13 protein-coding genes are annotated in these 13,018 nt (G+C 69.1%); all 13 read left to right on the forward strand.

The window, feature by feature from the left end:
• Positions 1-128 precede the first annotated feature (128 nt).
• The 13 genes from VAR608DRAFT_RS08105 to VAR608DRAFT_RS08165 all read left to right on the forward strand — a co-directional run bounded on the left by VAR608DRAFT_RS08105 (position 129) and on the right by VAR608DRAFT_RS08165 (position 12,983).
• Positions 129-1,340, forward strand: a complete 1,212-nt coding sequence (locus tag VAR608DRAFT_RS08105) for an ABC transporter substrate-binding protein (protein WP_088953597.1) — start codon at positions 129-131, stop codon at positions 1,338-1,340.
• A 10-nt stretch (positions 1,341-1,350) separates the two neighbouring features.
• Positions 1,351-2,190, forward strand: a complete 840-nt coding sequence (locus VAR608DRAFT_RS08110; RefSeq protein ID WP_231973348.1) for an FAS1-like dehydratase domain-containing protein — start codon at positions 1,351-1,353, stop codon at positions 2,188-2,190.
• Positions 2,191-2,237: 47 nt separating this feature from the next.
• The gene (locus tag VAR608DRAFT_RS08115; RefSeq protein ID WP_088953598.1) at positions 2,238-2,981 is read left to right on the forward strand and encodes an SDR family NAD(P)-dependent oxidoreductase; all 744 of its coding nucleotides are present in this window, start codon (positions 2,238-2,240) and stop codon (positions 2,979-2,981) included.
• Positions 2,982-2,997: 16 nt separating this feature from the next.
• A complete protein-coding gene (locus VAR608DRAFT_RS08120) occupies positions 2,998-3,912 on the forward strand; it encodes an NAD(P)-dependent oxidoreductase (RefSeq protein WP_088953599.1) in 915 nt (304 codons plus the stop codon).
• Positions 3,913-3,918: 6 nt separating this feature from the next.
• The gene (locus VAR608DRAFT_RS08125) at positions 3,919-4,797 is read left to right on the forward strand and encodes a branched-chain amino acid ABC transporter permease (protein WP_088953600.1); all 879 of its coding nucleotides are present in this window, start codon (positions 3,919-3,921) and stop codon (positions 4,795-4,797) included.
• Positions 4,790-5,776 carry a branched-chain amino acid ABC transporter permease gene (locus VAR608DRAFT_RS08130; RefSeq protein WP_231973350.1) on the forward strand — a complete coding sequence of 329 codons (987 nt, stop codon included), beginning with the start codon at positions 4,790-4,792 and terminating at the stop codon, positions 5,774-5,776. Before VAR608DRAFT_RS08125 ends, VAR608DRAFT_RS08130 begins: the two co-directional genes overlap by 8 nt.
• Positions 5,773-6,558 carry an ABC transporter ATP-binding protein gene (locus tag VAR608DRAFT_RS08135; protein ID WP_088953602.1) on the forward strand — a complete coding sequence of 262 codons (786 nt, stop codon included), beginning with the start codon at positions 5,773-5,775 and terminating at the stop codon, positions 6,556-6,558. Before VAR608DRAFT_RS08130 ends, VAR608DRAFT_RS08135 begins: the two co-directional genes overlap by 4 nt.
• Positions 6,551-7,300: an ABC transporter ATP-binding protein gene (locus VAR608DRAFT_RS08140; RefSeq protein ID WP_088953603.1), complete on the forward strand. Its 750-nt coding sequence runs from the start codon at positions 6,551-6,553 to the stop codon at positions 7,298-7,300. The genes VAR608DRAFT_RS08135 and VAR608DRAFT_RS08140 overlap by 8 nt, the downstream gene beginning before the upstream one ends.
• A 16-nt stretch (positions 7,301-7,316) precedes the next feature.
• Complete coding sequence (locus VAR608DRAFT_RS08145) at positions 7,317-8,243, forward strand: SMP-30/gluconolactonase/LRE family protein (RefSeq protein WP_088953604.1); 927 nt, start codon at positions 7,317-7,319, stop codon at positions 8,241-8,243.
• A gap of 17 nt (positions 8,244-8,260) precedes the next feature.
• Positions 8,261-9,268: a Bug family tripartite tricarboxylate transporter substrate binding protein gene (locus VAR608DRAFT_RS08150; RefSeq protein WP_197700492.1), complete on the forward strand. Its 1,008-nt coding sequence runs from the start codon at positions 8,261-8,263 to the stop codon at positions 9,266-9,268.
• A 93-nt stretch (positions 9,269-9,361) separates the two neighbouring features.
• Positions 9,362-10,579: an FAS1-like dehydratase domain-containing protein gene (locus VAR608DRAFT_RS08155; protein WP_231973352.1), complete on the forward strand. Its 1,218-nt coding sequence runs from the start codon at positions 9,362-9,364 to the stop codon at positions 10,577-10,579.
• A gap of 35 nt (positions 10,580-10,614) precedes the next feature.
• The gene (locus VAR608DRAFT_RS08160) at positions 10,615-11,784 is read left to right on the forward strand and encodes a CaiB/BaiF CoA transferase family protein (RefSeq protein WP_088953605.1); all 1,170 of its coding nucleotides are present in this window, start codon (positions 10,615-10,617) and stop codon (positions 11,782-11,784) included.
• Positions 11,781-12,983 carry a CaiB/BaiF CoA transferase family protein gene (locus VAR608DRAFT_RS08165; RefSeq protein ID WP_088953606.1) on the forward strand — a complete coding sequence of 401 codons (1,203 nt, stop codon included), beginning with the start codon at positions 11,781-11,783 and terminating at the stop codon, positions 12,981-12,983. The genes VAR608DRAFT_RS08160 and VAR608DRAFT_RS08165 overlap by 4 nt, the downstream gene beginning before the upstream one ends.
• Positions 12,984-13,018: the final 35 nt, after the last annotated feature.

Below are 13,018 nucleotides of genomic sequence, written 5' to 3' on the forward strand. Positions count from 1 at the left end.
GTGCACGTCCGACAAGAAAATGTCATCATTCACAGGAAAACCCTTAGGAATCGGGGCATGGTGCAACTTATAGAATGCATTCTTGGGCGGTTCGAAACGATTCTTTTCTTCCAGTTCAGGAGACAACCATGCGTAGAAGGACTTTTCTCTCCACCGGGGTTGCGGCGGCATCGGTGGCGCTGCCCACCTGGGTGCCCGCGCAGCAGGCCGCGCCGGGCATCGATGCGGCGACCAGGACCGTGACGGTCGGCGCCTTCACCCCGATCACGGGACCGGTGCCCTTCTACACGATCCTCACGCACGCGGCGGAGGCCTGCTTCAAGTGGGCCAACGAGACCAACGCCCTGGACGGCTGGAAGATCAACTACGTCAGCTATGACGACGGCTACGAGCCCGCGCGCAGCGTGGCAGTCACGCGCCGGCTGGTGGAAGAGAACAAGGTCTTCGCGCTCGCCGCGCCGGTGGGAACCGCGCAATCGGTCGCGGTGATTCCCTATGCCAAGGAAGTGGGGCTGCCCATGATCGGCCCCATCGGCGGCGCCACCGCGCTGTTCTCCGAGCGGCTCGTCTTCCCGCTTCTGCCCGACTACGGTTGGTCGGCCGCGGCCAACCTGGACTACGCGCTCGGCGATCTCAAGGCCGGCCGCGTGGCGCTGCTGTGGGAGAACGACGAACTCGGCCGCTCGGCCAAGCGCGGCTTCGACCTGCACATGGAGACCGTGAAGAAGGAAGCGGCCGAGTCCATTCCCTTCGAGGTGCGCAACACCGACTTCACGCCGCACGTGCGGCGTCTCGCCAATGCGAAGGCGGACGTGGTCATCCTCTTCGGCTCCAACGCCAATCTCGCGGCCGCATTGAAGGCCGCCGACCGCGTCGGCTACCAGGCCAAGTGGATGGCGCCCTTCTTCACGGCCGACCCGACCACCCGCAAGCTGGCCGGCAACCTGCTCGACGGCACCTATTTCTCCTCGTGGCTGATGCCGGTCACGGCCGACGATGCCGACATCAAGGCCTACCGCGAGCAGGTCGCGAAGCACTTCCCGGCCGATCCCATCGGCGTCTTCGGCCTCAATGGCTGGAGCAACGGCGCGCTGTTCGTGAAGGGCTTCAAGACGCTCCTGGCCAGCGGCAAGCCGCTCACGCGCGCCAGCCTCGTGGACGTGATGGAAACCCTGACCGACCAGACCGTGGGCGGCGCGCGCGGCGTGAGCTTCAAGTCGGGCGACCACCGCGGTGCGCGCCAGGAAGCCATCATCCAGGCCGCGGCCGACGGCAGCTTCAAGATGGTGCGCGACTTCCGGCCTTATCCGGCCGCGGTCTTCGACGCCAGGATCTCGTGAGGTGCGACCGTTGACTGCTTCCTACGAAAGCTGGATCGGCCGCGAAGAGGAGCGCACCGAGCGCATCTCGGTCCACGCCGCCGAGACCATGGCGGCCACGCTCGACCTCGAAAGCAGCCCGCGCCTGGGCGATGCGCTGCCGCCGGGCTGGCAATGGATGTTCTTCAACCCGGCGGTGCCGCGCCGCGGACTCGGCGTGGACGGCCACCCGCGCCGTGGCGGATTCCTGCCGCCGATCGAACTGCCGCGGCGCATGTGGGCCGGCAGCCGCATCCGCTACCTGGCGGACCTGCCCGTGGGCTCGAGCGCGACAAGAAGGAGCCGCATCCAGAAGGTCGAGAACAAGGTCGGCAAGCGCGGCTCGCTCTGGTTCGTCACGGTGCAGCACACCACGCAGTGCGAAGGGGTGGACTGCATCGTCGAAGAGCAGGACATCGTCTACCGCGAGGCGACACCCCCGGGCGCCGTAGCGCCGACGCCGGCGCGCCATGACGACGTCGCGCAATGGGGCCGCGAGATCGTGCCCGACACCACGCTGCTGTTCCGCTATTCGGCGCTGACCTTCAACGGCCACCGCATTCACTACGACCAGGCCTACGCGCGCGACGAAGAGGGCTATCCGGACCTCGTGGTGCATGGCCCGCTGACCGCGACCCTGCTGCAGGGGCTCGCAATGGAACACGGCGGCGGACGCGCGCTCGCGAGCTTCGAGTTCCGCGGCGTCAATCCGCTGTTCGTCTCGCATCCGTTCCGCGTCGAAGGCCGCGAGGGCGAGGGCGGAACGCTCGCGCTCTGGGCCCGCGGACCGGCCGGCGAGCTCGCCATGTCGGCCAGCGCGTCCTTCCGCTGACACGCGCGGCGATCCCGCAACAAACAACTTCATCAGGAGCAAGTGGAATGGCACAACATCTGAGCGGCCCCGCCAGCCTGGAAGGCCAGGTGGCCTTCATCACCGGCGGCGCCGGCGGTATGGGCCGGGCCATCTCGGCCGCGTTCAAGGCAGCGGGTGCGCGCGTCATCGCGACGGACCGCGCCGAGAACGAAGACATGGGCGCGGGCATCGAGTACCGCCGCTACGACGTGACCTCGCGCGCCGCCACCGACGACGTGATCGACGCCGTGATCGCCAAGCACGGCCGCATCGACATCCTCGTTCTCTGCGCCGGCATCATCGCGCGCACCCCGCTCGGCGACAGCACGGACGAAGAGTGGGACGCGATCATGCAAGTCAACGTGCGCGGCGTCGTCAATCCGGCGCGCAAGCTGTTCCCGCTGATGTGCGAGCGCGGCTATGGAAAGATCCTCGCGGCCGGCTCGATCGCCGCCAAGAACGGCGGCGTCGCCTCCGGCCCGGCCTACGTGTCGTCGAAGGCGGCGGTGCACGGGATGATGCGCTGGATCGCCAAGGCCGGCGCGCCGCACGGCGTCTACGCCAACACGCTGGCACCCGGACCGGTGGAGACCGCGATGTGGGCCAACGTCACCGGCAGCGCCGCGCCGTCGGCCAACGCCACCGTGCCGCTAGGGCGCTACGGCAATGCGGAGGACATCGCGCAAGCGGCGCTCTTCCTCTGCTCGCCCGCTTCCAACTGGATCACCGGCACGTCGCTCGACATCAGCGGCGGCATGTGGATGGACTGAGCGCAGGGAGCGAGCCATGACAGAGCAATCCCCTCCGGTGATCGGCTTCGTGGGCCTGGGCGTGATGGGCGGTCCGATGTGCCGCAACATGGCGCTCAAGCACGCCGGCGAGCTGCGGGCCTTCGACACCAGCGAATCGGCCTTCGAGGCGGTGCAGGGCACGAAGGCGCGCCGCGTGCAGACGCTCGGCGAGCTGGCCGCGCAGGCCGACATCGTCTTCCTGTCGCTGCCGGGCGGCCCCGCGGTCGAATCGGTGTGCCTCGGCGAGCAGGGACTTGCAGCGGGTGCGCGCCGGCCACGGGTGATCGTCGACCTGAGCACCACCACGGTGGCATCGGCCCGCAGCGTTGCGCAGCGGCTCGCTGAGCGCGACGTGCAGTTCGCCGACGCGCCGGTGGCCCGCACACGCGAGGCGGCACAACGCGGCGAGCTCAGCATCATGGTCGGCGCGCAGCCGGCGCTGTTCGAGCGCATCGAGCCCTTGCTGCGCTACATCGGCACCGACGTCACGCTGTGCGGCGACGTCGGCTGCGGCCAGGTGGTGAAGCTGATCAACAACGCGCTGGTGTTCGAGAACACCGTCGCGCTGGCCGAGATGATGGTGCTGGGCGAGCGCGCGGGCGTGAAGCCCGAGACGCTGCTCGACGCGGTCTCCAAGGGTTCCGGCGACAGCTTCGTGCTGCGCAACCATGGGCGCAAGGCGATGCTGCCGCGCAGCTTTCCCGACAAGTCCTTCTCGCCCGAGTACGTGCTCAAGGACATCTCCTACGTGCTCGAACTGGCCGGGCAGACCGGCGTCGCCGCGCATGTCACCGAGCTGGCGCGGCGCTACTACGCGGCTACGGCGGCCCACGGCTTCAGCGGCCGCTACTTCCCCGCGGTCATCGAGATGGTGGACCGCAACCAGCACCTCTCCGAAGCAAAGGCCTGACACGCCATGGCCGACTTCCTGGGTCTCGTGTGGGCGGGCATCGTGAGCGGATGCCTCTATGCGATGGGCGCGATCGGCATCGTGCTGATCTACAAGAGCTCGATGGTCGTGAACTTCGCGCACGGCAATCTCGCGGGCCTCGCGGCCTTCCTGGTGTTCGGCTTCACCGGCGGCATCCTCGGCAACATGGCGTGGGGCGCGGCGGTCATTCTGTCGCTGGCGATCATGGTGGCGGCGATGGCGCTGGCCTACCTGCTCATCGCGCCGCTGGTGTTCAAGTCGGACCTCACCAGCACCATCGCTACCTTGGGCGTGGGCCTCGTCACGCAGGGCATCACGCAACTGGTGTTCGGCTCCAACGTGGTGTCGCTCGAACTGCCGCTGCCCGCGTGGCGCATCGACCTGGGCGCGATCCGCGTCTCGTCCTACGACCTCGCGGTGCTCGGCGCCACGCTGCTGGTGATCGGCGCGCTCTACCTGCTGATCGAGCGCACGCGCATCGGCATCGCGTTCCGTGCAGTGTCGGCCCATCCCTTCGCCAGCCGCGTGTGCGGGCTGAGCCTGCGGCGGATCCATCTGTTCTCGTGGGTCGTGGCGGGCCTGTTGGGGCTGGTCGCTTCGCTGCTGATCGTGCCGACCACCTTCCTGTCATCCACCAGCGTGGCGTCCTTCATGCTGCAGGCCTTTGCCGCGGCGGTCGTCGGCGGCTTCGCCAGCCTGCCCGGCGCGGTGGTCGGCGGCATCTTCATCGGCGTGCTGATGAACCTGCTGTCCTTCTACGTGGCGGCGGAGTTCAACAACAGCTACATGCTGGTGACGATCCTGCTGGTGCTCAACCTGTTCCCCCAGGGCGTGCTGGCGGTTCGCGGAGGTGCCCGTGTCTGAGGCGGCCATGGTCGGCGCCACGCACGCGCCAGCGGCCGAGACAAGGCCCGCGGCCACGCGGCAGCTTCCTTGGGCCGCGGTCGTGCTCGGCGCGGTGCTGGTGCTCCTGCCGTGGGTCGCGGGCGGCTACTGGACGTTCACGCTGGGCCTGTGCTTCGCCAATGCGATCGCGCTGCTCGCGGTGAGCTTCATGGTCCGCTACGGCGGCGAGGTGTCGATCGGCCACGGCGTCTTCGTCGCGGTGGGCGCCTATGTGGTGGCCCTCGCGGAAAAGTACCTCGGCCTCTCGCTGCTGGTGAGCCTGCCGCTGGCCGCGGTCGCGGGCGCGCTGCTGGGGCTGGTGTTCGCCTATCCGTCGCGCAAGCTCTCGGGCATCTATCTCGCGGTGGCGACCATGGCGCTGGCGCTCGCGCTGCCCGAGGTGCTGCTGTACTTCTCGAAGCTCACCGGCGGCTACGAGGGCCTGTACGTCAAGCGCGATGCCTTGCCCGGCATGTCGCGCGAACTGCAGCGCTACTACCTGCCACTCGCGGGGCTGGTGGTCGTGGTGCTGGCGCTGTGGCAGTTCCGGCGCTCGCGGCAGGCGATGGCGCTGCTGCTGATCCGCACTTCGGCACCGGCTGCGGAGTCCTTTGGCGTGCGGCGCAGTTGGGCGCGGCTGTCGTGCATGGCGCTCAGCGCAGCGATCGCGGCCATCGGCGGGGCGCTGCTGTCCTTCAGCTCGTCGACCGTGTCGCCCAACAGCTTCACGCTGTGGACCTCGATCTTCCTGCTGGTGGGTTCGGTGGTGAGCCTCTATTCGCTGAGCTTCATCGGCAGCTTCATCGGCGCCTTGTTCCTCACGCTGATGCCGCTGCTGCTGGCGGGTGCGGGCGACTGGGTGCCGATCCTCTATGGCGGCGCGCTGCTCGCGGTGGTGCTGGGTGTGAACGCGCTGCCCGCATCTTTGCGCAAGCGTCTCGAAGGAGGTCACGCATGAGCGCGGCAGTGATGCAGCCGGCGCCGCTCGCGGTGCAGGGTCTGTCGCTTTCCTTCGGCGGCATCCAGGTGCTGCAGAAGATCAGCCTGCAGCTCAGGCCGGGCGAGATCACCGGACTGATCGGCCCCAATGGCGCGGGCAAGACGAGCTTCTTCAACTGCCTCACGGGCCTGTACTCGCCGCAGGTGGGCAGCATCCGCCTGGGCGACCTGAAGCTCGAAGGCGTGCCGCCCACGGGGCGCGCGGCGCTCGGCTTCTCGCGCAGCTTCCAGCATGTGGCGCTGTGCCCCGAGCTGTCGGTGGTTGAGAACGTCGCGATCGGACTGCACCGCCAGAGCCGCGCGGGCTGGCTCGACGCCTTCCTGCCGCTGCCGCAGGGCCGCGCCGAGCGCGCGAACAACCGCGAGCTGGCTTTGGCCGCGCTGTCGCGCCTGGGCATCGCGCAGGTCGCGGACGAATCCCCGTCGCAACTGCCCCCGGGCGTGCTGCGACTCGCGGAGATCGCGCGCGCCATTGCCGGGCAGCCGCGCGTGCTGCTGCTGGACGAACCGGCGGCGGGCCTGAATTCGGTGGAAACGCGCGACCTGTCGAACGCGCTCAGGAAGCTGCGCTCGCCGGAACTGGTGCTGGTGGTCGTCGAGCACGACATGGACCTGATCATGGAGGTGTGCGACAGCATCCACGTGCTCAACGTCGGCACCCTGCTGGCCTCGGGCACGCCGGCGCAGATCCGCGGCAACGCCGACGTGGTGCGGGTTTACCTGGGAGACGACGATGAGTGAGCTGCTGCGCATCGAGGCCTTGAGCGTGAGCTACGGCGCGGGCCCCGTGGTGCATGGCGTCTCGCTCGCCATGGGCGAAGGCAGCGTCGCGGCGCTGCTGGGCGCGAACGGTGCCGGCAAGTCGAGCACCTTGCGCGCGATCGCGGGGCTGGAACCTGCGCAGGGCCGCGTCGTCTTCGACGGACAGGACATCAGCCGACTCGACGCGGCGCAGCGCTTTCGCGCCGGGATCGTCTATGTGCCCGAGGGCCGCGCGATCGTGACCGACCTCAGCGTGGCGGAGAACCTCACGCTCGGTTCGTATTTCGTCGACGGCCGTACCCGCACGCAGCGCCAGCAGATGGTGCTCGACTTCTTCCCCGAGATCGCCAATCGCCTGCGGGCGCCGGCGGGACTCCTGAGCGGTGGCGAGCAGCAGATGCTGGCCATCGGCCGCGGGCTGATGTCGGCGCCGCGCCTGCTGCTGCTCGACGAGCCTTCGCTCGGTCTTGCGCCGCTGCTCGTGGCGCGCGTCTACGAGCGGCTCGCGCGCATCCAGAGCGAGCACAGGCTCAGCGCACTGCTGGTCGAGCAGAGCTTCCACGCGGCCGCCAGGCTGGCATCGCGTGCCTGGGTGATGCGCCATGGGCACATCGTGGGTGAACTGGATTCGGCCGCACTGGGCAGCCGCGAAGGTCGCCAGCGTGCGATCGACGCCTACCTCGGTGCACGCGCCGAAGCGGCGCAGGCCGCACATGCATGAGCGGAGACATCAAGCCATGAAGCAACTCAAGCTGCAAGGCCGCGTGATGGCCGAGGGCCTGCGCTTTCCCGAAGGGCCGATCGCCATGCCCGACGGCAGCGTGCTGGTGGTCGAGATCGAAGGCGCGCGATTGATGCGTGTGCAGCCCGACGGCCGGCTGCAGGTCGTCGCAACGCTCGGCGGCGGCCCCAATGGCGCGGCGATCGGGCCGGATGGGAATTGCTACATCTGCAACAACGGCGGCTTCAGCTGGCGCACCGATGCCGGCTTCACGCGGCCCACGGGCCCCGCGGCGGACTACGAGGGCGGCGCGATCCAGCGCGTGGACCTGAAGACCGGCGCGGTGGAGATGCTCTACACGCACTGCGACGGCATCCCGCTGCATGGGCCCAACGACATCGTCTTCGACGGCGAGGGCGGCTTCTGGTTCACCGACTTCGGCAAGACCTTCGAGGACCGAATCCTGCGCGGCGCGGTGTATTACGCGCGCACCGACAGGCGCTTCATCCGCCGCGCAGCGCATCCGGTGCTCACGCCCAACGGCGTGGGACTGTCGCCGGACGGACGCACGCTCTACGTCTCCGAGACGGAGACGAGCCGCCTGTGGTCCTACCCGGTCAAGGGGCCGGGCGAACTGGGCCTCGCGCCCTGGCCTTCGCCCAACGGCGGAACGCTCGTGCACGGCCTCGGCGGCTACCACCGCTTCGACTCGCTGGCGGTGGAGGAGAGCGGAAACATCTGCGTGGCGACGCTGGTGCACGGCGGCATCAGCGTGTTCTCGCCGGCGGGCGAACTGCTCGAGTTCCACGAGGCGCCGGAAGGCTACTGCACCAACATCTGCTTCGGCGGACCCGATCGGCGCACCGCCTTCATCACGTTGTCGGGCTACGGGCAACTGCTCGCGGCTCCGTGGCCCCGGCCGGGCCTGGCGCTGGCGGCCTGAGCGCGATGGAGAACCGCATGAATGCAATGAAGGCCCTCCTGCAGCCGATCCGTCGCAGCGTGCTGTGTACCGGCATGGCCGCGGTCCTTGCTCTCGGCGTTCTGCCGCAGCGCTCGATCGCGCAAACCGCGTGGCCCGAGCGACCGGTGCGGATCATCGTGCCCTACGCAGCCGGGCAGGGCGCCGATGTGCTCACGCGCCTGCTCACGCAGGAGCTGCAGAAGACGCTGGGCCAGAGCTTCGTCATCGACAACCGCGCGGGGGTCGGCGGCAACATCGGCGCCGCGGCCGCGGCCAAGGCGGCGCCGGACGGGTACACCTTCCTGCTCGGCACCAACGCCACCAATGCGGCCAACGAGTTCCTGTTCGCGACCCCCGGTTTCAGTCCGGCGACGGATCTCGAAGCGGTCGGCATGATCGGCCTGCTGCCGATGGTGTTCTGCACCTCGTCGCCGGACTTCCCGGCCAACGGAATCGCCGAGCTCATCGCCGGCGCGCGCGCCAGGCCCGATACGCTCAATGTCGGCCTGCCGAGCACGACCGCCCAGGTGGTCTTCGCGCAGTTCGTGAAAGAGGCGCAGGCACCGCTTTTCGCGGTCAACTACAAGTCGTCGAGTCAATCGATGACCGATGTCCTCGGCGGACAGATCCCGCTGGTCATCGACACCGTGACCGCGTCGCGCACGCACATCGCCAGCGGCAAGCTGCGCGCGCTGGCCATCACCTCGCTGCATGCCAGCGAGATGCTGCCGGGGGTCAAGCCGGTTTCGGAGCAAGGTGTGCCAGGCTTCGACGTGGTCGCCTGGGATGCATTGTTTGCGCCGCGCGGCACGCCGCCCGAGATCGTCCGCAAGCTCAGCGAACACATGCAGCGTGCGCTGCAACAGCCCGAGATGCGCCGCCGGATGATGGAGATCGGGGTCGAGCCCAAATCCATGTCCGCCCCAGAGCTCGATGCCTTCGTGAAGGCCGAGCGCAAGAAGTGGGGCGCCATCATCCAGGCCGCTGGCATCCGCAGCGAGTGAGTCGATGCCGCGCCCTTTTCGAAGCCTGATTGCTTTTCCAAGAAGAATGCATTCTGCATTTGATATGTCAACCTGCCCTTTAGGAGCATCAACGTGAGCACTGCCATCGCAACCCCCCCTCAATCCGACGTCGGCAATCGCCCCGCCGAAGGCCTGATCACCGACGAGGCCATCGCCGCCGCCAAGGCGATGATCGGCCTGCACCTTCGTCCCGAAGGCCCGTATCTGCAGGACGCAACCGCGGACACCCTGCGCAACTGGTGCAACGGCATCGGCGACCTGAACCCGCTCTACCGCGAAACCGGCTACGGCCCCGCGACGCGCTACGGATCGATCGTCGCGCACCCGATGTTCCCGATGGCCTTCGGCTGGCTCGGCCGCACCCGCTGGGGCCTGCCCGGCGTGCACGGCTTCTATGCCGGCAACGACTGGGAGCTGTTCCGCCATGTGCGCCCGGGCGACCGCATCTCGGCGATCGAGCGCGTGGTCGGCGTCGAGGAAAAGGAAAGCAAGTTCTCCGGACGCCTGGTGCTGCAGTACGTCGAAGCCTGCTACTACAACCAGCGCAGCGAGCTGGTGGCGCGCGCGCTGGGCACCTGCACGCGCCATGAACGCAAGGCTGCGCGCGACACCGGCAAGTACAAGGACATCGAGCAGCACGAGTACTCGGAGGAAGAACGCGATCGCATCGACGAGCTCGTGCTCGACGAAGCCAGGAAGATCCGCGGCGCCAACGTGCGCTACTGGGAAGAGGTGCGCGAGGGCGAGGAGCTGCCGACCATCGCGCGCGGTCCGCTGTCGCTGATGGACACGATGGGCTTCCTCGTCGGCTGCGGTCGCGGCCACACGCACGGCGTCGTGCTCCAGGCGGCGGTCAAGCACCCGGGTCATTTCTTCCGCAACCCGGAGGCCGGCGGCGGTGTCGAGTACACGGGCATCGGCCATCACCGCGAATCGGTGGCCAAGGAAGTCGGCGTGCCGGGCACCTACGACTACGGTCCGCAGCGTTCTGCTTGGATGTGCTCGCTCGTGACCAACTGGATGGGCGATGCCGGCGTGCTCAAGCGTGTTCGCACCGAGATGCGCCGCTTCAACATCGTCGGCGACACCACCTTCTGCAAGGGCAAGGTCCTGCGCAAGTACGTCAAGGACAAGATCGGCCTGGTGGACATCGAGATCGCCGCCGTCAACCAGCGCGGCGAAGTCACGACGCCGGGGCTCGCCACCGTGGCCCTGCCGTCGCGCGACGTGAAGCTGCCGGCCTTCATCGACGGTTCGGCCGTGGACCTCGAACTGCCCGTGGTCCGCTGAGGCCACCGGCCATCCGTACGCAAGGGGGAGTGCGCATGCAATCGAAGGAAGATTCGCCGCAGCTCGACCGGCCCCTGGCCGGCTGCCGCGTCGTCGAGCGCTCGCGCTCGGTGGCGGCGGCCTACGCGGGCCGGCTGCTGGCCGCGATGGGCGCGGAGGTCGTGATGCTGGAGCCCGAGCACGGATCGCCCCTGCGGCACGCGCCGCCGCTGCTGCAGGGCAGCGACGGCAGCGCGCTCTTCGCGTATCTGTCGGTGGGCAAGCGCAGCCTCGTGTGCGATCCGCGCACTGCGGACGGCCAGGCCCTGCTGCAGCGGCAGCTCGCGCAGGCGGACATCCTCATGGACGACACGCCGCTGGCGGAGCGCTCGGCCATGAACCTCGATTCCCACGAGGTTGCCGAGCGCCATCCGCGACTGGTGCATGTGAGCGTGCTGCCCTTCGGCGCCAGCGGGCCCAAGACGCGCTGGTGCGCCGAGGAGGTCAACCTGCTGCATGCGGGCGGCGAGGGCTACCTGCTGCCCAACGGGCTGTCGAACGAGCTCTTTCCGGATCGCCCGCCGCTGAAGATCTATGGACACTTCGCGGGCTACCAGGGCGGCAGCACCGCCGCGATGTGCGCGCTGGCCGCATGGTGGGCGGTGCCGCTCCAGGGCGGGCAGTACGTGGACGTGTCGGTGCAGGACGCGACGCTGTCGGTGGGCGCCTTCGCGCTGCAGCGCCTGGGCGACGGATCGCTGGAGCACCGGACCACGCGGCGCTTCCGCTACGGCGGCGTGTTCGAGACGCTGGACGGCTATCTGGAACTGCTGACGCTGGAAGACCGCCAGTGGAGCGGCCTCGTCGAACTCATGGGGCGGCCCGACTGGGCCCTCGACGAGGCGCTGCACGATCCGCTCGAGCGCAGCCGCCGCGGCGACGAGCTCAACCGGCACATCCGCGAGTGGATGGCCCGGCATGCGGTGGAGGACATCGTCCGGCGCGCGCAGGAGCTCGGCGTGCCGGCGGCCAAGTACCGCACGCCTGCGGAAGTGATCAGCGGCGAGCACGAATCCGCGCGCGGCCTGTTCGGCCCGGCCACGCTGGAGGACGGCGGCGAAGTGGACGTGCTGGTCGCGCCTTTCCAGTTCCGCTGCACGCCGCTCGAGCGAGGCGGCGCGGTGCCCGCGCTGGGCGAGATGAACGAGGAGGCACTCCAGGTATGAAGCAGCTACCAGCTCCGCTGGCCGGTGTGCGCATCGCCGACTTCACGATCCATGCCGCCGGGCCCTTCTGCACGCACCTGCTGTCGCAGCTGGGGGCCGAGTGCATCAAGATCGAGAGCCGCACCCGGCCCGATGCCTTCCGCAAGCCCCATGCGGTGTACGGGCGCATGCAGGCGGCCACCTTCGACCAGGTGTCGGCCAACAAGCTGTCGGTGCGGCTCAATCTCAAGCAGCCCGAGGCGGTGGCGCTGGCCAGGCGCATCGTGGCCCTGTCCGATGTGGCGGCCGAGAGCTTCCGGCCCGGCGTGATGAAGCGGTTGGGGCTCGATTTCGATGCGCTGCGCGAAGCCAAGCCGGACATCGTGCTGCTCTCGCTCTCCTCCTGCGGGCAGAGCGGGCCCGATTCGCACTTCGCCGGCTATGCGCCGCTCTTCGGCGCCTGGGGCGGCCTGGGCTGGATGACCGGCTACGCCGACGGCCCGCCGGTGGAGATGCGGCACGTCATGGACCACTCGGCCGGCGTGCACGCCGCGCTGGCGACGATCGCGGCCCTGCACCAGCGCCGCCGCACCGGGCGCGCGCAGCATGTGGACCTGGCGGCGCGCGAAGTGGCCTCGGCCATGATCGGCGATGCGCTGGTGCAGGCGAGCGCCGGCGATGAGCCGGTCCGCACCGGCAACGCCGACGCGGCCATGGCGCCGCACGGCATCTATGCGACCGCAAGGCCCGATCGCTGGCTGACCCTCGCGGTGCGGAACGATACGGACTGGAGGGCATTGCAACGCGTGCTGGGGCAGCAATCCGCCGACGATCCGCGCTTCGAGACCGCGAAGGGGCGGCGCGACCATCGGCCGGAACTCGACGCGCTGGTCGCCCGCTGGCTCGCGCGCTGCGATGCGGACGAGACGGCCGCGCGGCTGCAGAAGGCCGGCGTCTGCGCGCATGTGTCCTGGAACATGAAGGACATCGCCGACGATGCGCACCTGCGAAGCCGGGGCGCGCTGACCGAGGTGAGCGCACCGGACATTCCGGCGCGGCTGGCGGTGGGTGCGCCCGCGCGCTTCAGCCGCTCGGGCGACGTCGGCATCCGCCGGCTCACGCCGGCCCTCGGACAGGACGAAGATTACGTCTACGGCGAACTGCTGGGCCTGTCGCGGGCCCGGCGCGCCGAACTCGAGGCGCGCGAGGTCATCCTCTGACCCACCGCCGCTTCACATGACCTGAAGGAAGTTTC

It is taken from the genome of Variovorax sp. HW608, from assembly GCF_900090195.1.
Classification (GTDB): Bacteria; Pseudomonadota; Gammaproteobacteria; order Burkholderiales; family Burkholderiaceae_C; genus Variovorax.

Excerpts from the sequence above, each read along its gene's own strand:
- VAR608DRAFT_RS08105 (WP_088953597.1), top strand. The coding sequence starts at position 129 with ATGCGTAGAAGGACTTTTCTCTCCACCGGGGTTGCGGCGGCATCGGTG.
- VAR608DRAFT_RS08115 (WP_088953598.1), top strand. The coding sequence starts at position 2,238 with ATGGCACAACATCTGAGCGGCCCCGCCAGCCTGGAAGGCCAGGTGGCC.
- VAR608DRAFT_RS08120 (WP_088953599.1), top strand. The coding sequence starts at position 2,998 with ATGACAGAGCAATCCCCTCCGGTGATCGGCTTCGTGGGCCTGGGCGTG.
- VAR608DRAFT_RS08125 (WP_088953600.1), top strand. The coding sequence starts at position 3,919 with ATGGCCGACTTCCTGGGTCTCGTGTGGGCGGGCATCGTGAGCGGATGC.
- VAR608DRAFT_RS08135 (WP_088953602.1), top strand. The coding sequence starts at position 5,773 with ATGAGCGCGGCAGTGATGCAGCCGGCGCCGCTCGCGGTGCAGGGTCTG.
- VAR608DRAFT_RS08140 (WP_088953603.1), top strand. The coding sequence starts at position 6,551 with ATGAGTGAGCTGCTGCGCATCGAGGCCTTGAGCGTGAGCTACGGCGCG.
- VAR608DRAFT_RS08145 (WP_088953604.1), top strand. The coding sequence starts at position 7,317 with ATGAAGCAACTCAAGCTGCAAGGCCGCGTGATGGCCGAGGGCCTGCGC.
- VAR608DRAFT_RS08150 (WP_197700492.1), top strand. The coding sequence starts at position 8,261 with ATGAATGCAATGAAGGCCCTCCTGCAGCCGATCCGTCGCAGCGTGCTG.
- VAR608DRAFT_RS08160 (WP_088953605.1), top strand. The coding sequence starts at position 10,615 with ATGCAATCGAAGGAAGATTCGCCGCAGCTCGACCGGCCCCTGGCCGGC.
- VAR608DRAFT_RS08165 (WP_088953606.1), top strand. The coding sequence starts at position 11,781 with ATGAAGCAGCTACCAGCTCCGCTGGCCGGTGTGCGCATCGCCGACTTC.